Source organism: Pseudomonas sp. SC11, assembly GCF_047039205.1.
Classification (GTDB): domain Bacteria; phylum Pseudomonadota; class Gammaproteobacteria; order Pseudomonadales; family Pseudomonadaceae; genus Aquipseudomonas; species Aquipseudomonas boreofloridensis.
Genome location: NZ_CP178183.1, coordinates 3811027 through 3833272 on the forward strand (window position 1 = coordinate 3811027; position 22246 = coordinate 3833272).

Genomic DNA, 22246 nt, shown 5'->3' on the forward strand with positions numbered 1-22246 from the left:
GTGTTCGTTCACTGCCCAGGACTGGCCTGGGTGGTCTCCACGGGTTCGATTGTATCGTGGCGCACGCGTGCGCCGAACCGCTGGATCATCTGCTGGACCAGCGGGTCTTGCTCGATCGACACCTCGGCGTCGTGCTGACGCTCGGCGCGCTTGCGCGCCGCGGCCTGGGCCGGGGTTTCCTGCTCGGGGCGAATCAGCTCGATCTGCAGGCGCAGGCTGCGCCCCAGGTGCTGGTTGAGCGCTTCGTTCAGGCGCCGTTGCTGGGTACTGTTGAACAGTGCGCCCTGCCCCGGGTCCAGGTGCAGCAGCCAGTCGTCGCCTTCGGCGCGGATCAGCGTGCAGTTCGCGGCGATGTTGCCTGTCATACCCGAGACCGGCAAGTGCGGGAATAATTCCAGCCACTGCAGGGCCAGCCCGGTGGCCGGCTGGGCCGCTGGCAGCGGCTCGGGCGGGGTGAGCGGTTCGGCTTCGTGCACGTGCTCGGCCAGTTCGTCCAGGTAGGTGAAGCTGGCCGGGTCGGCTTCGGGCGCGTAGTAGTCGTCATCCGGGCCGTCGTCGTCGCGTTCCATCCCGACCGACGCATAGGCGCCTGGATCGAAGGGCGGCTCGTCGTAATCAGGCTGGCCACGCGGCGGTTGGACCGGGGCGGGAGCCGCGACAGGCGCAGGCGCTTGGGGCTCAGGCGCCACGGCCGCTTCCCACGGCAGGTCGATCACCTCCTCGACAGCGTGTTCAGCGGCGGGCTCGACGTCAGGTTCGTCCTGGGCGACGGGTTCGGGTTCGGCTTGTACCGGTACCGCAGGCTCGGCGGGCAGCGGCGCTTCGACGGCCGGCGCCGGGGCCGGCGCGACGACCGGCGCAGGCGCCTCGGCAACCGCCACCGTCGCCACCGGCTGGGCGGGATCAGCTGTGGCCTGGCTGATCCCCACCGGCTTTAGCACCGGTTTCGGGGCGTCGTCGGCATCGGCCGGACGAAACGCCAGCATGCGCAGCAGGACCATCTCGAAGCCGCCGCGCGGCTCCGGTGCCAGGGGCAGGTCACGTCGGCCGATCAGGCCCATCTGGTAATAGAACTGCACGTCCTCGGCCGGCAGCGCGGCGGCCAGGGCCAGCACCTTGTCACGGTCGCCCTGGCCGTTGTCCACCGCCTCGGGCAGCGCCTGGGCAATGGCCACCCGGTGCAGCACATTGAGCATCTCGGCCAGCACGCCGCTCCAGTCCGGGCCCTGCTCGGCCAGCTCGCGCACCGCCTCCAGCAGCGCGCGGGCGTCGCCTTCGAGCAGCGCCTGAAGCACGCCGTAGACCTGACCATGATCCAGCGTGCCCAGCATCGCCCGCACGTCGGCGGCCAGCACCTTGCCCTCGCCGAAGGCGATGGCCTGGTCGGTCAGGCTCATGGCATCGCGCATCGAACCGTCGGCGGCGCGGCCGAGCAGCCACAAGGCGTCCTGCTCGAACGGCACGTTTTCGGCCTCAAGCACGTGGCTCAAGTGCTCGACCACCCGCTCCGGGCTCATGTTCTTCAGCGAGAATTGCAAGCAGCGCGACAGGATGGTCGCCGGTAGCTTCTGAGGATCGGTGGTGGCGAGGATGAACTTGACGTAGGGCGGCGGCTCCTCCAGCGTCTTGAGCAAGGCATTGAAGGAATGGCTGGAGAGCATGTGCACTTCGTCGATCAGGTAGACCTTGAAGCGCCCGCGGCTCGGTGCGTACTGCACGTTGTCGAGCAGTTCGCGGGTATCCTCGACCTTGGTGCGGCTGGCGGCGTCGATCTCGATCAGGTCGACGAAGCGGCCCTCGTCGATTTCGCGACACACCGAACAGGTGCCGCAGGGGGTGGAGGTGATGCCGGTTTCGCAGTTCAGGCACTTGGCGATGATCCGCGCGATGGTGGTCTTGCCCACGCCGCGCGTGCCGGTGAACAGATAGGCGTGGTGCAGGCGCTGGTTGTCCAGGGCGTTGATCAATGCCTTGAGCACATGGGTCTGCCCGACCATCTCGCGGAACGAGCGCGGCCGCCATTTACGTGCAAGAACCTGATAACTCATCGAAAAACCATCGCAGCCAGAACAAGCGGAAGATCGCCAATGCTAGCGGAGCGGGGGCAAAATTGCACCCTGCGCCGCACGCCTGCGGTACGCGCCGCTGAAATCGTGAATGAACCTGGAGGGTAGACGTGCGCCGATTTCTCGCCATCCTGTCCGTGTGCAGCGCCAGCGCGCTGGCCGAGCCGTCGGTGATGCGCTTTTCCATCGCCGAAAGCTGGAGCATGCCCTTGATTCGCCTGGAGGATCAGGTGCCGGTCCAGGGCATTCTCTTCGACCTGATGCAGGCGGTGGCCCGCGAGGCCGAGATCACCCCGCAGTACCATGTGCTGGCGCGCCTGCGCCTGGAACAGGCGATGCTCGACGGCGACATCGATGTGCGCTGCTACGTGGCCAGCGACTGGCTCAATGAGCGCCCGGGCAATTTCATCTGGAGCGTGCCTTTGATCCGCCAGCGCGACCTGCTGGTGGGGCGTGCCGGCGACACCCTGCCCGGTGGGCTGGCGCAGTTGCCGGCTCAAGCCATCGGCACCGTGCTCGGCTACACCTACCCTGCCCTCCAGCCGCTGTTCGCCCAGCACCTGCTACAGCGCGAAGACAGCCGCAACCAGGACCTGGCCCTGCAAAAACTGCAGGCCGGCCGCTACCGCTACGCGGTGAGCAACCAGTTGTCACTGCAGTGGTTCAATCGTCAGCAACCGGCCGAGCAGCGTCTGCGTCCGTTGTTGCTGCTCGAGGAACAGGACCTGGGCTGCATGGTGCGCAACGATCCGAACATCCCGGCCCAGCGCGTGCTGCGCGCCATGGTCCGGCTCAAGCAGTCCGGCGAAGTGGAGCGTATCGTCCAGCGCTACACCCAGGCTGCGGAACTGCAGAGTGCCGATCAATAGCCATGCGACTGCCGGAACGTGCGGCCTTTGTGATAGGCCACCCACTCTTCCACGTCATAGGGCAGATAGAGGTGGCGGCGCGCCCGTGACAGGGCGATGTACACCGCGCACAGGCGGCTGTCGAAGGCGTAGGCGTCCTGGAACGGGCTGAGCGCCATCAGTTCCTGGGTCAGCAGCACGCGGTCGAACTCCTGACCGCCGGCCTCCTGCGCCGGCATCAGCAGCAGGCTGCCGGGGTCCTGACTGAAGCGCGTGGCCAGGGCGTTGAGGTCGGCGATGCGAAAACCAGCCTGCAAGCGCGCCTCGACCCACAGGAACGACTCGTCATAGCGATGCTCGTCCTGCACCTGCCGCCAGTTCAACGCATGGGCGAACGCCGGGTGCGTCTGCTCGCCCTCGCTGCCTGCGCCATACAGGTCGGCGCGGAACAACTGCACGGCGCTGTGCATGAAGCGCTTCATCGCCGGGTTGTCGGCGAAACCGACCTGGCACTGGTTGTCGGCCAATTGCAGGGCCCACTTCATCGAGTCCCACAGCGAAGCGGTCAGCACCACGCAACCGGGCGGCGGCACGAAGTCCAGCGGATAGTACTCGATGCCCACCTCGACGCTGCCGGCGCCCTCGAACGCCAGCTTGGACTTGTTCGAGTGCATGCCGATCAGCGGATTGATCAACTTCTCGACTTTTTGCCCGCAGCGCACCGAGAAGGCAATGTCGCGCTGGCGCACCTGACGACCGCGGCGCAGCCCTGGGCCGTCGGCACGCTGGTACTCGTCACCCAGGGTGATCAGCACCTGACGACCGCGCTCGATGATCTGCAGCAGCGGGCCGGGCATGTCCTGGCTTTCGTCGACGATCACATGGCTGTAACGGCTCGGCACGCTGTGGCCGGACAGGCTGGCGCGCTTGAGCAGCAGCAGCGTGGCGAAACCGGTCTGGCGGTCCCAGGCGGGATGATCCTGCACGTAAAGCCACAGGCGACTGGCGTACTCGAGCAGCACCTGGGCGTCGGCGCGGCTCAACGCCTGGGCGAAGTGCGGCAGGTGCTGGGCGCTGAGGCTGTGCTCGCGCGATTCGCAGTAGCGCTTGAGCACTTCCAGCGCGATATCCAGGGTCTTCTCGCCGTCGTACTGACGAAAGCCCATGATCGCCAGGCGTTCGGCGACCGCACGCTTGCTCGGCAACCGCGCTGGCGAGCGCGGCGCATAGCCGCCGGGGCCGCTGATCAGGGCCTGGGCGAACTCGGCGAAAGTCTTGCCGGCGCGCGAGCCGCCGCCAATGCGCCGGCGCAGGGCGTCGAGCTTGTTCGGTGTGCGCGCCAGGGCCAGCACCCGGCCTCTGGGCAGACAGTCGATCAGCGCACCGAGCAGGTAGCTTTTGCCGATGCCGGCGTAGCCCTGCACGTGCAGGTCCTCGTCGGGATTGGCGCGCAGCACGCGCAGCAGCTTGTCCTGCTCGGTGGTGAGCCAGCGCTCCTTGTTGAAGCCGGTGATGGCCTGCTGGCTGAACGGGTTGTGGGCCTGGTGACGCTGCGCGCGAAAGCGCGTGTCCCACGTGCCGTCGGGCAGCAGGTAAGCGCGCTCGGCCACCTCCTCGGCGTCCATCAGGTGCAGGCGTGAGCCCTTGAGCAGTTCCAGGCCGAAATACAGCTTGTGGGCGTCGAACAGGCGCTGCGCCTCGGACGTCAGGGTCACCCCTGCCGAATGCGGACCATGGACCGACCAGTGCAACAGCTTGACCAGCACCCGCTCGGCCGCGGTCGGATCGAGCACCTGCTCGCGCGCCTGCGCCAGGTTCTGGATCACCAGCAGCGCAGCCAGCTCCGGGTCGCTCAGACCGTCCAGGGCACTGGCGTCGTCGAGCAGGGCCTGGCACACCTCCAGACTGACCGGCAAAAAGGCGGCGGTGGCGAAATCGTAATGTTCAGGTTGCATGCGCGCAGGTCATTCAGCGGAATCGGGGTGGGGTGTGGCTTGGAGTTCATAGGCATAAGTGCCCAACGAGCCGGACATGCCGCCCGGATACCGGCGAAGGCTGTCAGCCGACGCGGCCGCCTGGGCAGCCAACGCACCGTCGAGCTCATGCAGCGCCAGTTCCAGCAGCTTGCGCAAGTCGGCTGCGCTGCGCGCCGAGACGCTCAGGCGCAACGCCAGGCCCGGCACCTGTTCAGCCTCTTCCGGGGTTTCAGGCTGGGTAGCCAGCGGCGTGGCCTCGCCGAGAATGCGCGCGTGCTCGTCTTCCATCTGATCGAGCAGCGTCGACAGTTCGAGGGTGCGCTCGGGATGGCTGGCCATCTCATCCTTGATCTGCAGACGGCGGGCTTGCCAGTCACGAATGCGCTGGCGGGTCAGATCGTCAACCTGATCCATGCTGATGACCTCTCTCAGGAATGGGTGGGCTGCGAGAGGCGCATCATAAGCCTGTTCGGCGATAAAAGCAGGTGCCGCGACACGCCTCAAGGCTTGGGTGGCACCAGACGGCTGTACTGTTCCTGGCTGATCCAGCCGCTGAACGAGCGGTCGTTGTCATTGATGAACTCGACCTTGGCCCAACCGTCCTTGAACGCCAGCACACCGACCACATCGTCTTTGACGATGTAAGGGCGCTTGCTGGTGCTGCCGCGCGCCTGCTTGCGCAGATAAGCCTTGTCGGCGCTGATCTTGAGCAGGCCGATCCACGGCTTTTCAGCGTAACGGCTGAGATCCAGCCCGGTGGCGATCTGCGGCATCATCACACTGGCGCAACCTGAGTGTTCCCGGCCCTTTTCGATGGTGAGGGTAACCCCGTCGGCGGTGGCCTTCAGGCTGCCGGGGAAGCTGTCGTACTCCCAGGTGTTCAGCGGCACGGCGCCGTCGCCGTTGATCGGCCCTTTGAGGTAGAACGAACAGGTGCGGGTGACGCCTTGACCCAGGGTTTCGGAATAGTAGCCCTCGACCTGGTGGTCGGGGGTGACCGCCAGCATCAGCGCGTCGTACTGACCGGCCTTGATCTCGGCGGCGCTGGCCTGCACGGCGCAGGACAGTCCCAGCAGCAGCGCCGCACCGGTGTGCAGCGCGCGGGAAAACAGGTGGTTCATGTCATTTCTTCCCTTCGAGTGCTTCGTAGGCTTTCTTGATACGCACGTCGTAGTCGCCATAGTCCGGGCCGTTGTAACTGGTGGCCATGCCGACATAATCCTTGTTCTTGGCGGCCTTGATGAAGGCTGGGCGTTTTGCACAGAAGCCGAGGAAGCCATCGAGTTGCTTGCCGGCGTTGAGCTTCATGGCCGCGACGAATTCGAACACATTGGCATGACCGCAATCGGCGAAGTTGAACCCCATCATCTGGAACATGCCCCAGGAGGCCGACTGCAAGGCAGCATCCTGGTCCAGCCCGAAGGCTGTGGCCATGGTTTCCCAGGCCTTGGTCTGGTCCTTGTTGTTCACCTGCCATTGCGGTCCGGCCTTTCTCACATACTTGTACGACAGCAGCGGGTGGGTCTGGTCGTACTTGTGCTTGGTCAACCGTTGAAAAACATGCCCTTCGAATGCGATCACCGGCAACCGGGCCGGACCGAAGCCTGATCGACCACCGGATTCCACGGTGGCGAAGGCTTTGATCAGGTTGGCCGAGATCCCGTTGCCCAATCGCTTGGCGGCATTCTCGAAGTCGGTGTCGCTGAGGCTGGTATTACCGTCGCAGGTGACCTGCAGCACCATCTCCCGATTGCGCCGCTCGGCCTCGATCATCGCCCGTACCCGGTCCAGGTAATGATTGACCGTGCCCTGCACCTGGGCATTGCCGTTGTTGGCGAAGGCATTGACGAAGGTGGGCAGGCGCAGCGCCGGGCTGAGCTTGACCGGCACCCGCACGGCCTGTTCGATGAGGCTGTTGAAGGTCCGCCCCCGGGGGTCCACTACCCCATCGGGGTGCGCGTACTTGAGTTGGCGGAACTGGTATTGGCTGATGCGCTGCACCAACTGGTTATCGCAGCGGCCATTTTCCGGCAGCGGAAAACCCAGCTGCGTGCCGATCAGGTTGAAGAGGTATTGAATGCACTGGACATCGGCTGGCACGTTGCGCGCCTTGCCGGGCGTACCCACCGACGCGCTGATGAGACTGGGGAGGCCTTGCAAGCTTTTCATGGGATTGCGTCCTTGCCGAGTGGGTGAAGTGATAGCACTTCAATGTCAGTTTCGCGCCGGAGTTACACGTTGAAACATATGGCTCGGCGAAACTAGCAAGGGCGTTTTGAGTTGTCCAGTTGCGGCAGTTGGAGTTGGGAGGGGGTGCACGAAATCGCATGCGGCGGGTGGCATGGGGGTGCGAAGGAGGTAGTGAGGGATTTTGCTGCTACAGAAAGGTGGCGGCCCCACCAGCCACACCCCGGCACTCGATGTTCCCGCTGTGGCTGCTCCCTTCCGGGCCTGACCAGGTTAACGGGTAATCAATGCGGGGGGACCGGTGGGGCCACCATAATGAAATTCACATAGCAGGTTTTCAGCTGGGACACACTGCTGATTTCCACTCGATGTTTTACTCCCACGTAGAATTGGGGAATATTGCAAGTGTGCGCCAGTGCTCCACTCCCGAATCAAGCGTTTGAATAATCTACTCGACCACTTCTGCATCAACTCTTAACGAGAAAGAGTCTTAGCACCCCAACTTCTGATAGTTTTTGAAAACATCTACGGCGCGGCGCCGCGCCAATTACGCTGCACACGTTTGATCATGCGTAGGATTTGCTTGCAACGAGGAGCGCTTGGAAAGCTTCTCCAATCGCCGCTTCGGCGCCTTGGATCTGTTTCAGAGCGGCCAGCGCGTGCTGATTGATCTCCTTCTCAGGCGCCGAATCAGGCAATTTCGCGAGCAGGTTGGCCATAGTTTTTAGTCTATTTACTTGAGACAACGCATATGCGATTCGCCGGTTTATACCTTCGCTAAAGAGATCGGCCTTGTCTAAGTATTGGTTAGGTAAATCAAAAGTAACAAAAGAAGTCTTAGTCGCGAAATCTACCCGAATCTCCTGAGAATTCAGCAACCCTAGGACGTAGGTTTGGTCCTCAGCGGATGGCACCACTGCATGTCGCAAAATTGCAATTTCTATCTGTGCCGCCCCCACAGGAGTGGTCATGATCTGAGCCAAAAGCTTTGCGCTTGTGGCTCGCTCTTTCCATCGTTGTAGTTTATCAACTCCCCATATGCCCACAGCTATGAACGCAGCAACTCCGGTGGCAATTGCGCCAACTGCTGCCCAGTCAATTCTCGATCCTTCGCAAAACCACATAGCTGGCCCTCAATTTTTAGTAGCTAAGGAAACTCCAAACAATTCGGCCAGAGCGCACAATGAGCAGTGCACTGATACCACCAGCTTAATTCTTCAGCCTCCGGCTCGCGCAGAACCAGGGCTTGATCCTAGTTCTTGCCCTCTACACGCGTATCTCTCCATAGCACTCAGTAACTGCCCGCGCACCAGAGACAGATTCGACGACACAAGCAGATCCGTCTACCGGTGCGCTGAGCATCAGCCAAGCAAACGGGCGCACCTAAGTTGATCCTGTCCATTGTCTATTCCATGGCGTGATCACTCGGTGAAATCAGTCGTGCCGTAGATGAATGCGCAGCTCAAGGAAGAGGGCTTACCACTGCCATCAGCCTTCGGCAGTACAGTTCAATCAACACGACCAACGCTCCACGGAACGGCTTACTCCACCTCTGCCTGGAACCCTCTCTCGCTGGATTACTTACGTTTACCGACATATTCGAAATCGGCAAAATTGGTTTGGTTCATGGGCGAGGCTTGATTCGGTAGCTGAACGTAAGACGATTTCAGGCAGGTCGCGTGATGTATGCTGATTTCTTCGGGAAATTCCTAATAGATCAGTGCCCGCCAGAAACCCAAGCTTACTCGTACAACGAAATGGTACCCTTCAACTGTTCTGCAAATCCGTAGATATCATCTACAGACTCGATTGGATGGCGCGTTTCGTTCTTTTTGGCATCGAAGATACCTAGATACTTTTGGCTGCGATTGAAGTGCAACCGGCAAATTGGTTTACGATTATTATCATCAAGCAGAATCCCAAAATAACTTTGGGTATCACGATGAACGATCCGTTTTGCATCCACGACCGCCCGGACAATTGCCTTGACAATATGGAAACCCTCCAGCTCTTCGAGGGTAGTCTGAATTCGATCGTCGTCGTCGCGTTCTTCAGCAGACTCAGGTGCTGTTGCTGTCTGAACGGCCACCATCGCATAAGACGGCTCAACCGCACCGCTCATAGCCGACTTCAGCCTGTCGTTGATCTGATCCCCTAAAAACTGGATGGCCGCCTTCCTAGTCAGGGTGGTGAATTGCTCTCTCACCTTCTGAGTAATGATCCCGTCATAGACCCGACTGGCGAAGAATCTCACGAACTCGTCACTCGGTTGACTGAACTGCGAAGCCATTTCTTTCTTGATCTGGCCAACGTACTTCAGCTCTCCAGCAGCACTGATGATCGAGTCAACATCGAACGCAGATTTGGTTAACTTCTGAAGCTCTGGAAGGGCGTGCTCGTCCACGTCGAGCAGATCTAGTTCCAAGAACGGTTTCTCATCCATCTTATTAGGGGCATCGAGGTCGGTGAAGAACCGGTAGACCTGGCCATTGGTAAGAATTGAGATACGGGCAGTGGTGACGTGAAAATATCGGAAGAGCTGACTCGCGTGATTGATGTGCAGCGGCTCCCCGATCTTCTTGCACTCGATCAATATCTGAATCTCGCCGTTCTTCATGATGGCGTAGTCGATCTTCTCGCCCTTCTTCGTCCCCACGTCGCAGATGTACTCAGGCGTAACCTCTGAGGGATCGAAGACGTCGTAGCCTAAAACGGAGTTGATGAAGGGCATGACAAAGGCAATTTTGGTCGCCTCTTCAGTTTGGATAGCAGGACCCTGCTGGCGGATCTTGGCTGATAACGCGTTCAGTCGCTCGATGAATTCCATTTCTAGCTCCTCGCTCAGATGCCACATCCTAGTAGCACAAGCACCGTACTGGCAATTGCAAATCACTCTGGCAGACCAGGGAGTACGCTACATGAGCAAATGACAAGGTAGCGTCGAGACTAACTTGACCAGAGAGGGTATTGGAGAGCCAAGCTGACGAAGCCAAATCGCACAGAACAGTGTACACATAGGAATGCTATGACACTGGTTCACTTCGAAATTTCTTAGAGAGAAAAGCCCCTAGAATTAAGGACTTAAAGCAAGGTGGCGGCCCCACCAGCCACACCCCGGCACTCGATGTTCCCGCTGTGGCTGCTCCCTTCCGGGCCTGACCAGGTTAACGGGTAATCAATGCGGGGGGACCGGTGGGGCCACCATAACGCAGCTCATCAGGTGACGAGCCGCGCCATTGTACCGTTACGTGAGGAAGTTACAACCGTTGCGGGTGAAAAAACCCATCATTTCTCAATGACTTGTCGATTCAAGCACGGACCGCGCAGGCGTGCGTCGCCCTCACACCGCGATGCCCTGCTCCGCCAGGAAGGCCACGAAGGCGTCCTCGTCCAGCACCTTGACTCCCAGCTCGCTGGCCTTGGCCAGCTTCGAACCGGCGCCGGGGCCGGCGACCACACAATGGGTCTTGCCGGACACCGACCCGGCCACCTTGGCGCCGAGGCTTTCCAGCTTCTCCTTGGCGATGTCGCGGCTCATGCGCTCCAGCGTGCCGGTGAGTACCCAGGTCTGGCCGGCCAGAGGCAGGCCGTCGGCGGTCTTCTTCTCGCTGTGCCAGTGCATGCCGAAGTCCTTGAGCTGTGCCTCAATGGCGCGGGCGAGCTGCTGGTTGGCCTCGACCTTGAAGAACTCACGCACGGCGTCGGCCTGCTTGGTAGTGAGCGCCTGGCGCAGGTCGATACCGTCGGCGGCGATGATCTTGTCGAGGGTGCCGAGCTTGTCCACCAGCTTCTCGGCGCCGGTCGGGCCGACCGAGGGGATGTCGAGCTTGGCGATCATGCCGGCCAGCGTGGTACTGGCGGCGAACTCGGCCGCCAGCTCGCCCTGGTCCTGCAACTGCATGCCGCTGGCGAGCAACTGCTCGATGACGTCACGGTTGTGCGCGTCCTCGAAGAAGTTGTGAATCTCGTGGGCGACTTCCAGGCCGATGTCCGGCAGATAGGTCAGCACCTGCGGCAACGCCACCTTCACCCGCTCCAGGCTGCCCAGCGAGCGGGCCAGCACCTTGGCGGTTTCCTCGCCCACATCGGGAATGCCCAGCGCGAAGATGAAACGCGCGAGGGTCGGGCGCTTGCTCGCCTCGATGGCCTCGACCAGCTTGCGGCTGGACACTTCGGCGAAGCCTTCGAGCTCGACGACTTGCTCGGGCTTGAGCGCGTACAGGTCAGCCGGCGAGCGAATCAGGCCCTCATCGACCAATTGTTCGACGCTTTTCTCGCCAAGACCGTCGATGTCCATCGCCCGGCGCGACACGTAGTGAATGATCGCCTGCTTGAGCTGGGCGCCACAGGCCAGCCGCCCGACACAGCGGTACACCGCGCCTTCGCTGGTGGTTTCGCGGCCTTTGCTGCGCTTGACCAACTGCGTGCGCTCCACCTGCGAACCGCACACCGGGCAGGCGCTGGGCACCTCCACCGCACGGGCGTCGTCGGGACGGCGGTCCAGCACCACTTGCATGACCTGGGGGATCACGTCGCCGGCGCGGCGGATGATGACGGTGTCGCCAATGCGCAGGCCCAGGCGGGCGATCTCATCCATGTTGTGCAGGGTCGCGTTGGACACGGTAACGCCTGCGACCTTGACTGGTTTAAGACGTGCGACCGGCGTCACCGCGCCGGTACGACCGACCTGGAACTCGACGTCCAGCACCTCGGTGAGCTCTTCCATGGCGGGGAACTTGTGGGCGATGGCCCAACGCGGTTCGCGGGCGCGAAAGCCCAGCTCCTGCTGGGCAGCCAGGCTGTTGACCTTGAACACCACGCCATCGATCTCGTAAGCCAGGCTGTTACGTCGTGCGCCGATGTCCTGGTAATAGGCCAGGCACTGCTCGATGCCTTCGGCATGCTTGAGCTCGGGACTGATGGGCAGCCCCCAGACCTTGAGCTGTTCGAGCGTGGCGATGTGGCTGTCACCGACACGGGCCGAGGTCTGTCCCACGCCATAGCAGCAGAATTCCAGCGGCCGGCTGGCGGTAATCTTCGAGTCGAGCTGGCGCAGGCTGCCGGCCGCGGCGTTGCGCGGATTGGCGAAGGTCTTGCCACCGACCTCGGCCTGAGCGGCGTTCAGGCGCTCGAAACCGGCCTTGCTCATGTACACCTCGCCGCGGACTTCCAGCACCTCAGGCCAGCCCTTGCCGTGCAGTTTGAGCGGCACGTTGCGGATGGTGCGCACGTTGGTGCTGATGTCTTCACCGGTGGTGCCGTCGCCACGGGTGGCGCCCTGCACTAACTGGCCGCTGCGGTACAAAAGGCTCACCGCCAGGCCATCGAGCTTGGGTTCGCAGCTGTAATCGACCGCCTCACGCTGGTCGAGGCCCTCGACCACGCGCCGACCGAACTCGCGCAGGTCGGCCTCCTCGAAGGCGTTACCCAGGCTGAGCATGGGGATCTCGTGGCGGACCTGGCTGAACGCAGCCAACGCCGCGCCGCCGACCCGTTGGGTGGGCGAGTCCGGCGTGACCAGGTGCGGGTGCTCGGCCTCCAGGGCCTTGAGCTCGTTGAACAGCCGGTCGTATTCGGCGTCAGGCACGCTGGGCTCGTCGAGCACGTAATAACGGTAATTGTGCTGGTCGAGCTCGGCGCGCAGTGCGTGGATTCGGTTTTCGGCGTTCATGGGTCAGGTCTCTGGAAAAGCAAAAGAGCAGCCTGGGTCATGTGGGGGTCAGGGGGACGTGGTGTCTCCCGAACCGACCCGCAATCCCCATGGGCTGCTCTTGAGTCTGGGTGTTTCAGCGTTTCTGGGTCAGCGCGCGGCGCTCGAACTCGACGATGCGCTGACGGTAGTGCTCGATGGTCTGCGCCGTCAGCACGCTGCGTTGATCGTCCTTGAGCTCGCCGTCCAGTTCGTGGGCCAGCTTGCGCGCGGCAGCGACCATCACGTCGAACGCCTGCTTCGGATGGCGTGGGCCTGGCAGACCGAGGAAGAAGCTCACCGCACGGGTGCTGAAATGGTCGATGTCGTCCAGGTCGAAAATGCCCGGCTTGACCGCGTTGGCCATGGAGAACAGCACTTCGCCGTGACCGGCCATGCTTTCGTGGCGGTGGAAGATGTCCATTTCGCCGAAGCGCAAGCCGCTTTCGAGGATGTTCTGCAGCAACGCAGGGCCTTTGAAACCGCCTTCGTCACGGGAAATGACGCTGATCACCAGCACTTCCTCGACCGGTGGCAGCTCCTTGGCCGCATTATTGCTGGTGGCGAATCCGCTGTTGCGACTGGTATCGGCGCTGTAGTCGTCGCTCTCGTCGGCGAACAGGTCGGGTTCGCGCGGCTCGGCGGAAAGCTTCAGGTCGGCGGCAGGCGCGTCGCTGGCGGCACGCTTGCCGCGCTTGGCGGCCTTGGCCGGCTTGGCTTCACGTTCGCGCTCACGGGACGGCGCGCTCATCGACGGCAGGTCGGTCTCGTCCAGTTCAGGTTCTTTGTGCGTATCCAGGACGCGCGCAGGGCCCAGCACCTCGGCGCTGCCCTCGTCGTCCGCGACGTTGGAATAGCTGCGATCCAGACGGAACTTCAACTTGCCCTTGCCGCCGCGCATGCGGCGCCAGCCGTCGAAAAGAATACCGGCGATGACAATGATGCCGATGAGGATCAGCCACTCGCGCAGACCGATTTCCATGTAATCCCGTGCCTCTATAGAAATATGCTTGAAAACAAAGGCTTGAAAGCCCTTTAACACGTGGCGCCAACTCTATGTTCTGACAGGCGTTTTACCCACGCGCAAAACGAGTGACGTTAAGCTAGCACGACCACCGGCAACTTTACACCGTCTGTCGCACCTGTAAGGCGCATTTCCCAACGAATACCGGCCAATCTTCGCGCATTACGCGTCAACCATGGCCATTGCCTCCTCCACATCAACTGCAACAAGACGTGAACAACCAGGCTCATGCATGGTGACCCCCATCAGTTGATCGGCCATCTCCATGGCGATCTTGTTATGCGTAATGTAGATGAACTGCACCGTCTCGCTCATTTCCTTGACCAAGCGGGCGTAGCGTCCAACGTTGGCATCGTCCAGCGGCGCATCGACTTCGTCGAGCATGCAGAACGGTGCCGGATTGAGCTTGAAGATGGCAAACACCAGCGCCAGGGCGGTCAGTGCTTTCTCGCCGCCGGACAGCAAATGGATGGTGCTGTTCTTCTTGCCCGGGGGACGCGCCATGATCGTCACCCCTGTATCGAGTAAATCTTCGCCCGTCAGTTCCAGATAAGCGCTGCCACCACCGAAAACTTTTGGAAAAAGTGCCTGTAATCCGTCATTTATCTGATCAAAGGTCTCTTTGAAGCGGCTGCGGGTTTCCTTGTCGATCTTGCGAATCACCGTCTCCAGCGTGTCCAGCGCCTCGACCAGGTCGGCGTTCTGCGCGTCGAGGTAACGTTTGCGCTCGGACTGCTGCTCGTATTCTTCGATGGCCGCCAGGTTGATCGCCCCCAAGCGCTGGATACGCGCCTCGGTCTGTTCCAGTTCTTGCTCGGTGCCCTGCTCGCTGGCCTCGGCCTCCAAGGTGGCGAGCACTCCGTTCAGGTCGTAGCCGTCGGCGAGCAACTGTTCCTGCAAGGTCTTGCGGCGCACGTCCAGGCCTTGCGACTCCAGACGCGACTGTTCCAGTTGCCCGCGCAGCAACTGCGCCTGCTGCTCGGCCTGGGTTCGACGCTTCTCGACCTCGCGCAGTTCCCGGTCGGCTTCGTCCATGTGCAGGCGGGCCTGACGCATTTCCTCGTCGACGCCCATGCGCCGCTCGAGCAACTCTTCCAGTTTCAGGCGCAGCTCTTCCAGCGGTGCCTCGCCCTCCTCCAGGTTCAGGCTCAATTGCTCCTGACGCTCATGCAGGCGCGCCGCCTGCTGCTCCAGACGCTCAAGGGCCTGGCGGGTGGAGTCGTGCTGGGCGCGCAGCGAGCCCAGGCGCACGGCCAGCTGATGGGCATGGTCCTTGTGCTGCCGGGCTTCCTGGCGCACGCGATCGAGACCTTCGCGCAAGGTGTCGCGCCGGGCCAGCAACTGCTCGCGCTGTTCGGTGTCCTGGGCCATGAGGTCCAGTGCGTCCTGCAGCACCAGCCGCGCCTCACCCAACTGTTCGAGCTCCAGCGCACGCTGCTCCTGAAGTTCGGCCAGTTCTTCCTGCAGACGACGGCGGCGCAGCTCCAACTGCTCGGCGCGTGCCCGGCCCGCCGAGAGGCGCGCCTTGGCCTCGCCGAGCGCACGGCTTTCCTCCTGGCTGCGACGGCGCAGTTGCTCGCGCTGCTCTTCCTGGCTGCGCTGGCGCTCGCGTAGCGCTTGCAGTTGCGCCTCCAGCTCAGCGAGCGCGTCCTGCAACGCCTGCTGCTCCTGACCGAGCCGCTCGATTTCCTGACCGCGTGCCAGTACTCCACCGGCGGCATCGCCGCCGCGACTGACGCGCAGAAAATGCCGACCCACCCAGTAGCCATCGCGGCTGATCAGGCTCTGGCCGTCACAGAGGGTCGCGCGAAGCGCCAGGGCCTGCTCGAGCGTTTCGACCGGGGTGATCTGGCCGAGCCAGGGCGTCAGGTCGCTGCGGCCCTCGACCTTGTCCAGCAAGCTCCCGAGCACAGCCTGCGCACGACCGCCCTGACCCGCAACCAGCAAGCGCAGGTCACCCTGCTCCAAGGCAGCAAAATCCAGCTCGGCCAAATCGTCCACCAACACCGCCTGCAAATCGGCGCCCAAGACGGTTTCCACCGCCAGCTCCCAGCCCGGCTGCACCCGCAGACCTTCGGCCAGCCGCGGCCGCTCGCCCAGCCCCTGGCGCTGCAACCACTCGCCCGCCCCAGCGCCTGGCTCCAGCGCCGCTTGCTGCAAGGCTTCCAGCGACGCCAGCCGACCGCCCAGGCGCTGCAACTCGCCCTGGCGTTGCTGCTGATCCTGGCTCAGGTGCTGCAAGGTTTCGCGCTGCGCCTCCAGGCTTTCGACCACCTGCAGCTCCTGCGCTTGCAGCTCCTCGAGCAGTCGCTCGCCGTCAGCCACCTGCTCGGCCACTTCGAGCAACGCGGCATCCTGTGGATCGGCGCCGAGCTGTTCGCCCTCTTCGCTGAGTTTGCGCTGACGTTCGGCCAGCCGCTCAAGGCTGCCTTCCAACTGTTGCAGCTTGGACTGCTGCACCTCGGCCTGGCGCCGAGGCTCGGCGGAACGGGTGTTGAAATCGTCCCACTGGGCCTGCCAGCCGTGCATGCCGAGCTCGGCTTCCTCGAGCGTGGCCGCCGATTCCTCGGCCGCCGCCAGGGTCATCTCCTGCTCGGGTTCGAGCATGGCCAACTCTTCGCCGAGCGTGGCCAGCAAGGTGCGGTCGTGGCCCAGGTGCGACTCGGTTTCCAGGCGCGTACGCTCGGCTTCCTTGAGATCATCCTGCAACTGGCGCAGGCGCTGCTGACCATGCTGAATGCTCTGCTCGACGCGGGCGATATCGCCGGCCACCGAGTAGAAACGCCCCTGCACCTGGTTGAAGCGCTCGGAGAGTTCATGGTGACCGTCGCGCAGGCGCTCGATGCTGGCATCGGCGTTGCGCTGCTCGGCCACCAGCGCCTCGAAAGCCACTTCCTGGTCACCGATGAGGCTTTCGCGCTGGCGCACGCGTTCATCCAGCGCCCGCCAGCGCAAGGCCGACAGACGCGCCTTGAGCTGGCGTTCCTGGGCTTTGTATTCACGGTACTTCTCGGCCGCCTGGGCCTGGCGGTGCAGGCGTTCGAGCTGCCGTTCGAGCTCTTCGCGCAAGTCGGTCAGGCGCGCCAGGTTTTCCTGGGTACGGCGGATGCGGTTCTCGGTTTCGCGGCGACGCTCCTTGTACTTGGAGATGCCCGCCGCCTCTTCGATGAAGTTGCGCAGTTCCTCGGGCTTGGCCTCGATCAGCTTGGAAATCATGCCCTGCTCGATGATCGAGTAGCTGCGCGGACCCAGACCGGTGCCGAGGAAGATGTCGGTGATGTCGCGGCGTCGGCACTTGGTGCCGTTGAGGTAGTAGGTGTTCTGCGCGTCGCGGGTGACCTTGCGGCGAATGGAAATCTCGGCGTAGGCGGCGTACTCGCCCACCAGGGTGCTGTCGCTGTTGTCGAACACCAACTCGATGCTGGCCTGGCTGACCGGCTTGCGGCCGGAAGAGCCATTGAAGATGACGTCGGTCATCGATTCGCCGCGCAGATTCTTCGCCGAACTCTCGCCCATCACCCAGCGCACCGCATCGATGATGTTGGACTTGCCGCAGCCGTTAGGCCCGACCACCGCCGCCATGTTGCTGGGGAAGTTGACGGTGGTGGGGTCGACGAAGGACTTGAAGCCGGCCAGGCGGATGCACTTCAGGCGCATCGGTCAGCCCCGCGCCAGCGCAGCCAGCACCAGCTCGCAGCTGCGCTGACAATAGGCGACCAGCACCTCGCGGATGCGCGGCATGTCACGCAACAGCACCGCGTCGAGCAGGCGGGCGAACAGTTCGAGGTAGTCGTCCATGTTGGCCTGGCGCTGGTCCAGGGCCAGGTAGTAGGCGCGACTCATGGCCGGCTGCAGGTTTTCCACGGTCTCCTGCAGGTAGGGGTTGGCGGCGAAGGGGTAGGCCGCGCGCATCACCGCGAAACTGTCGGCGACGAACGACTCGATGTCCTGGGCCGCGCGGGCCTGGTGCAGGCGCTGCTGGATCTCCAGGAACGGCAGCAGGTCGCTCTCGCTGCGCCACTGCTGGGCCACGGCGTAACCGAGCAGGATGTACAGTTCGCCCATCAGCGCACACAGGCTGCGCACGCTGCGCTCGTCCAGTTCGGTGACGTGGGCGCCGCGTCGCGGCAGGATCGCCACCAGATGGCGACGTTCGAGAATCAGCAGGGCCTCGCGCACCGAGCCGCGGCTGACGTTCAGCGCCTGGGTAACCTTCTGCTCCTGGATGCGCTCACCGGGTGCGAGCTCGCCACGGATGATCCGCTCGGCCAGGTAGTGAGCGATCTGCTCGCAGAGGCTGTCAGGCGCCTTAAAGGTCATGATGTTCCTTGGAAGTCGAAAACAGTGCACAAGGGCGCGATTGTAGCGCACTCATTGGGCAACCGCGCAGCGCCACACACGGCTTTGTGCGACCTGGCGGTCACCCGGCCGAGCCGGCGCGATCTATGCTTGTCAGAAGGTCAGCGTTGGGTGGCTGGACGCAGGTGCGGGTAAAATCCTGACCTTTGGGTCAGAAAATTATTGACCCCGAGGTCAGCGCTTGCTTAGAGTCCGCCCAACAACAATAAAACGCTACGAGGCATTCCTCCGTGATCCAGTTTCTCGTTAACCAGGCGCTGCACAGCGAGCACGCGCTGGACCCGAACATGACGGTGCTGCAGTACCTGCGCGAGCACCTGGGCAAGACCGGCACCAAGGAAGGCTGCGCCAGTGGCGACTGTGGCGCCTGCACCGTGGTGGTCGGTGAATTGACCCAGGACGCACACGGCGCCGACACCCTGCGCTACCGCAGCCTCAATTCATGCCTGACCTTCGTCTCGGCGCTGCACGGCAAGCAGTTGATCAGCGTCGAAGCGCTCAAGCACCAGGGCCAGTTGCACAGCGTGCAGCGGGCCATGGCCGAGTGTCACGGCTCGCAATGCGGCTTCTGCACCCCTGGTTTCGTCATGTCGCTGTTCGCCTTGCAGAAGAACAGCAGCGGCGCCGACCCGCACCAGGCCCATGAAGCCCTGGCCGGCAACTTGTGCCGCTGCACCGGCTACCGGCCGATTCTCGAGGCCGCCGAGCGCAGTTGCACCCAGCCCTGCCCCGATCAGTTCGACGCTGGGCAGGCGCAGACCATCGCCCTACTGAAGACTATCGCCCCGCAACAGACCGGTGAGCTCAACAGCGGCGACAAACGTTGCCTGGTGCCACTGACCGTCGCCGACCTGGCCGAGCTCTACGGCTCGCACCCCGAGGCGCGCCTGCTGGCCGGCGGCACCGACTTGGCGCTGGAAGTCACGCAGATGCACAAGACCCTGCCGGTGATGATCCATGTCGGTCACGTGGCCGAGCTCAAGCGCATCGACCTCACCGCCACGCATTTGGAAATCGGCGCCGCCGTCACCCTCACCGACTGCTACGCCGCGCTGGCGAGCGAGTACCCGGACTTCGGCGCGCTGCTGCAGCGCTTCGCCTCGCTGCAGATCCGCAACCAGGGCACCCTGGGCGGCAACATCGGCAACGCCTCGCCCATCGGCGACTCGCCCCCGCTGCTGATCGCCCTGAATGCAGAGATCGTGCTGCGCCAGGGCGAGCGCCAGCGCACTCTGGCGCTGGAAGACTACTTCATCGACTACCGCATCACCGCCCGCCAGGACAGCGAGTTCATCGAGACGATTCGAGTGCCGCGCGCCAGCGCCGACTGGACCTTCCGTGCCTACAAGGTTTCCAAGCGCCTGGACGACGATATCTCGGCGGTGTGCGCGGCCTTCAACCTGAGCCTGGACGACGGCGCCGTGGCCGGCGCCCGTATCGCCTTCGGCGGCATGGCGGCGATCCCCAAGCGCGCCCGCGCCTGCGAGGCCGCCTTGCTGGGCAAGCCGTGGAATTCGGCCACGCTAGAGCGCGCCTGCCAGGCGCTGGCCGAGGACTTCAGCCCACTGAGCGACTTTCGCGCGAGCCAGGCCTATCGCCTGCTGACCGCGCAGAACCTGCTGCGCAAGTACTTCATCGAACAGCAATCGCCGTCCTTCGCGACCCGGGTGACCGACCATGTCTAACCATCACACCGTCAAGAGCCAGGCCGAGATGGCCGAACTGTTCAGCCAGGACTTGAGTACCGGCGTCGGTCGCAGCGTGCGTCACGAAAGCGCCGACAAGCACGTGTCCGGCGAGGCCGTGTACATCGACGACCGCCTGGAGTTTCCCAACCAGTTGCACGTCTATGCACGTACGGCAGACCGCGCCCACGCGCGCATCCTGCGCATCGATACCACGCCGTGCTACCAGTTCGAAGGCGTGCGCATCGTCATCACCCACGAGGACATTCCCGGCCTCAAGGACATCGGCCCGATAATGCCCGGCGACCCCTTGCTGGCCATCGACAAGGTCGAATACTACGGCCAACCGGTGCTCGCCGTGGCCGCCCGCGACCTGGCCACCGCGCGCCGCGCCGCGCAGGCGGCGATTGTCGAATACGAAGACCTGGAGCCGGTGCTGGACGTGGTCCAGGCCCTGCGCCAGAAGCACTTCGTGCTCGACAGCCACACCCATCAGCGCGGCGATTCGAGCGCCGCCCTGGCCAGCGCCCCGCACCGCCTGCAAGGCACCCTGCACATCGGCGGCCAGGAGCATTTCTACCTGGAGACGCAGGTGTCGTCGGTCATGCCCACCGAGGACGGCGGCATGCTGGTGTACTGCTCGACGCAGAACCCCACCGAAGTGCAGAAGCTGGTGGCCGAGGTACTGGACGTGCCGATGAACAAGGTGGTGCTGGACATGCGCCGCATGGGCGGCGGTTTCGGCGGCAAGGAGACCCAGGCCGCGAGCCCCGCGTGCCTGTGCGCGGTGATCGCGCGCCTGACCGGGCAACCGACCAAGATGCGCCTGCCACGGGTCGAGGACATGACCATGACCGGCAAGCGTCATCCGTTCTATGTCGAGTACGACGTTGGCTTCGACGACAGCGGCCGCCTGCACGGCATCGCCATGGACCTGGCCGGCAACTGCGGCTATTCCCCCGACCTGTCCGGCTCGATCGTCGACCGCGCCATGTTCCACGCCGACAACGCCTATTACCTGGGCGATGCCACGGTCAACGGCCACCGCTGCAAGACCCACACCGCCTCCAACACGGCCTACCGCGGCTTCGGCGGCCCCCAGGGCATGGTCGCCATCGAACAGGTGATGGACCACATCGCCCGGCATCTGGGCCTCGATCCACTGGCGGTGCGCAAGGCCAACTACTACGGCAAGCAGACACGCAACGTCACCCACTACTACCAGACCGTCGAGCACAACCTGCTCGAGGAAATGACCGCCGAGCTGGAAGTCAGCTGCCAGTACGCCGAACGCCGCGAAGCCATCCGCCAGTTCAATGCCGCCAACCCCGTCCTGAAGAAGGGCCTGGCCCTGACGCCGGTGAAGTTCGGCATCTCCTTCACCGCCACCTTCCTCAACCAGGCCGGTGCGCTGATCCACCTCTACACCGACGGCAGCATTCACCTGAACCACGGCGGCACCGAGATGGGCCAGGGCCTGAACACCAAGGTCGCCCAGGTGGTGGCACAGGTGTTCCAGGTCGACATCGAGCGCATCCAGATCACCGCCACCAACACCGACAAAGTGCCCAATACCTCGCCCACCGCGGCCTCCAGCGGCGCCGACCTGAACGGCAAGGCCGCCCAGAACGCCGCCGAGATTCTCAAGCGGCGGCTGACCGAGTTCGCCGCCCGGCACTACCAGGTCAGCGAAGAAGACGTCGAATTCCGCAACGGCCACGTGCGCGTGCGCGAACAACTGCTGAGCTTCGAACAACTGGTGCAGCAGGCCTACTTCGGCCAGGTCTCGCTGTCGAGCACCGGCTTCTACCGCACGCCGAAGATCTACTACGACCGCAGCCAGGCCCGCGGCCGGCCGTTCTACTACTACGCCTTCGGCGCCGCCTGTGTGGAAGTGCTCATCGACACCCTCACCGGCGAGTACAAGATGCTGCGCGCCGACATCCTGCATGACGTCGGCGACTCGCTGAACCCGGCCATCGACATCGGCCAGGTCGAGGGCGGGTTCATCCAGGGCGTGGGCTGGCTGACCACCGAAGAGCTGGTGTGGAACGCCAAGGGCAAGCTGGTGACCAACGGCCCGGCCAGCTACAAGATCCCGGCGGTGGCCGACATGCCGCCGGACCTGCGGGTGAAGCTGGTGGAGAACCGCAAGAACCCCGAGGACACGGTGTTCCATTCCAAGGCCGTCGGCGAGCCGCCGTTCATGCTCGGCATCGCCGCCTGGTGCGCGCTCAAGGACGCCGTGGCGAGCCTGGCCGACTATCGCGTGCAGCCGCAGATCGACGCGCCCGCCACACCCGAACGCGTACTCTGGGGCTGCGAACAGATGCGCCAGGCGCGCATGCAGCCACTCGCCACCCAGCCCGTGGCGGAAACCGTCACCCCCTGACGACACCGGCCTCACCGAGG

General features: G+C 63.4%; 14 protein-coding genes and 2 other RNA genes. 3 read left to right on the forward strand and 13 right to left on the reverse strand.

All coding sequences use genetic code 11. The annotated features are described in order from the left end of the window. Window positions 1-8 precede the first annotated feature (8 nt). Window positions 9-2048: a DNA polymerase III subunit gamma/tau gene (dnaX, locus tag ACK2SD_RS16970; RefSeq protein ID WP_412460390.1), complete on the reverse strand. Its 2040-nt coding sequence runs from the start codon at window positions 2046-2048 to the stop codon at window positions 9-11. Between the two features lie 128 nt (window positions 2049-2176). Between dnaX and ACK2SD_RS16975 the strand changes: the two genes are divergently transcribed. Continuing rightward, entirely contained in the window at window positions 2177-2935 is a 759-nt protein-coding gene (locus ACK2SD_RS16975; RefSeq protein ID WP_039576447.1) for a substrate-binding periplasmic protein, read from the forward strand. Here the strand turns inward: ACK2SD_RS16975 and ACK2SD_RS16980 are convergent. The 12 genes from ACK2SD_RS16980 to ACK2SD_RS17035 form a co-directional block, all read right to left on the reverse strand. Then, entirely contained in the window at window positions 2929-4869 is a 1941-nt protein-coding gene (locus ACK2SD_RS16980; protein WP_412460391.1) for a hypothetical protein, read from the reverse strand. The two genes, ACK2SD_RS16975 and ACK2SD_RS16980, sit on opposite strands and share 7 nt — an antisense overlap. A 9-nt stretch (window positions 4870-4878) precedes the next feature. After that, on the reverse strand, window positions 4879-5304 hold the full coding sequence (locus tag ACK2SD_RS16985; protein ID WP_412460392.1) for a hypothetical protein: 426 nt from the start codon (window positions 5302-5304) through the stop codon (window positions 4879-4881). An 86-nt stretch (window positions 5305-5390) separates the two neighbouring features. After that, window positions 5391-6011, reverse strand: a complete 621-nt coding sequence (locus tag ACK2SD_RS16990; protein WP_052191988.1) for a hypothetical protein — start codon at window positions 6009-6011, stop codon at window positions 5391-5393. 1 nt (window position 6012) lies between these two features. After that, a complete protein-coding gene (locus ACK2SD_RS16995) occupies window positions 6013-7059 on the reverse strand; it encodes an N-acetylmuramidase family protein (protein WP_412460393.1) in 1047 nt (348 codons plus the stop codon). Between the two features lie 225 nt (window positions 7060-7284). Further along, an RNA gene (gene ffs, locus ACK2SD_RS17000) (signal recognition particle sRNA small type) lies at window positions 7285-7381 on the reverse strand. 262 nt (window positions 7382-7643) lie between these two features. Continuing rightward, window positions 7644-8201, reverse strand: a complete 558-nt coding sequence (locus ACK2SD_RS17005; RefSeq protein WP_412460394.1) for a hypothetical protein — start codon at window positions 8199-8201, stop codon at window positions 7644-7646. A gap of 617 nt (window positions 8202-8818) precedes the next feature. After that, the gene (locus ACK2SD_RS17010) at window positions 8819-9904 is read right to left on the reverse strand and encodes a type I restriction endonuclease (protein ID WP_412460395.1); all 1086 of its coding nucleotides are present in this window, start codon (window positions 9902-9904) and stop codon (window positions 8819-8821) included. 271 nt (window positions 9905-10175) lie between these two features. Then, window positions 10176-10272: signal recognition particle sRNA small type (gene ffs / locus ACK2SD_RS17015), an RNA gene on the reverse strand. A 145-nt stretch (window positions 10273-10417) separates the two neighbouring features. Beyond that, window positions 10418-12748 carry an NAD-dependent DNA ligase LigA gene (gene ligA / locus ACK2SD_RS17020; RefSeq protein WP_412460396.1) on the reverse strand — a complete coding sequence of 777 codons (2331 nt, stop codon included), beginning with the start codon at window positions 12746-12748 and terminating at the stop codon, window positions 10418-10420. A 115-nt stretch (window positions 12749-12863) separates the two neighbouring features. Next, a complete protein-coding gene (zipA, locus tag ACK2SD_RS17025; RefSeq protein ID WP_412460397.1) occupies window positions 12864-13748 on the reverse strand; it encodes a cell division protein ZipA in 885 nt (294 codons plus the stop codon). Window positions 13749-13952: 204 nt separating this feature from the next. Continuing rightward, window positions 13953-17447 carry a chromosome segregation protein SMC gene (gene smc, locus ACK2SD_RS17030; protein WP_412460398.1) on the reverse strand — a complete coding sequence of 1165 codons (3495 nt, stop codon included), beginning with the start codon at window positions 17445-17447 and terminating at the stop codon, window positions 13953-13955. Window positions 17448-17450: 3 nt separating this feature from the next. Further along, complete coding sequence (locus tag ACK2SD_RS17035) at window positions 17451-18110, reverse strand: GntR family transcriptional regulator (RefSeq protein WP_412460399.1); 660 nt, start codon at window positions 18108-18110, stop codon at window positions 17451-17453. Between the two features lie 269 nt (window positions 18111-18379). Between ACK2SD_RS17035 and xdhA the strand changes: the two genes are divergently transcribed. Next, window positions 18380-19834: a xanthine dehydrogenase small subunit gene (gene xdhA / locus ACK2SD_RS17040; RefSeq protein WP_295483666.1), complete on the forward strand. Its 1455-nt coding sequence runs from the start codon at window positions 18380-18382 to the stop codon at window positions 19832-19834. Continuing rightward, window positions 19827-22226 (forward strand): xanthine dehydrogenase molybdopterin binding subunit, encoded by a 2400-nt coding sequence (xdhB, locus tag ACK2SD_RS17045; RefSeq protein ID WP_412460400.1) that lies wholly within the window; start codon window positions 19827-19829, stop codon window positions 22224-22226. Before xdhA ends, xdhB begins: the two co-directional genes overlap by 8 nt. Window positions 22227-22246 lie beyond the last annotated feature (20 nt).

Excerpts from the sequence above, each read along its gene's own strand:
- dnaX (WP_412460390.1), bottom strand. The coding sequence starts at position 2,048 with ATGAGTTATCAGGTTCTTGCACGTAAATGGCGGCCGCGCTCGTTCCGC.
- ACK2SD_RS16980 (WP_412460391.1), bottom strand. The coding sequence starts at position 4,869 with ATGCAACCTGAACATTACGATTTCGCCACCGCCGCCTTTTTGCCGGTC.
- ACK2SD_RS16985 (WP_412460392.1), bottom strand. The coding sequence starts at position 5,304 with ATGGATCAGGTTGACGATCTGACCCGCCAGCGCATTCGTGACTGGCAA.
- ACK2SD_RS16990 (WP_052191988.1), bottom strand. The coding sequence starts at position 6,011 with ATGAACCACCTGTTTTCCCGCGCGCTGCACACCGGTGCGGCGCTGCTG.
- ACK2SD_RS16995 (WP_412460393.1), bottom strand. The coding sequence starts at position 7,059 with ATGAAAAGCTTGCAAGGCCTCCCCAGTCTCATCAGCGCGTCGGTGGGT.
- ACK2SD_RS17005 (WP_412460394.1), bottom strand. The coding sequence starts at position 8,201 with ATGTGGTTTTGCGAAGGATCGAGAATTGACTGGGCAGCAGTTGGCGCA.
- ACK2SD_RS17010 (WP_412460395.1), bottom strand. The coding sequence starts at position 9,904 with ATGGAATTCATCGAGCGACTGAACGCGTTATCAGCCAAGATCCGCCAG.
- ligA (WP_412460396.1), bottom strand. The coding sequence starts at position 12,748 with ATGAACGCCGAAAACCGAATCCACGCACTGCGCGCCGAGCTCGACCAG.
- zipA (WP_412460397.1), bottom strand. The coding sequence starts at position 13,748 with ATGGAAATCGGTCTGCGCGAGTGGCTGATCCTCATCGGCATCATTGTC.
- smc (WP_412460398.1), bottom strand. The coding sequence starts at position 17,447 with ATGCGCCTGAAGTGCATCCGCCTGGCCGGCTTCAAGTCCTTCGTCGAC.
- ACK2SD_RS17035 (WP_412460399.1), bottom strand. The coding sequence starts at position 18,110 with ATGACCTTTAAGGCGCCTGACAGCCTCTGCGAGCAGATCGCTCACTAC.
- xdhB (WP_412460400.1), top strand. The coding sequence starts at position 19,827 with ATGTCTAACCATCACACCGTCAAGAGCCAGGCCGAGATGGCCGAACTG.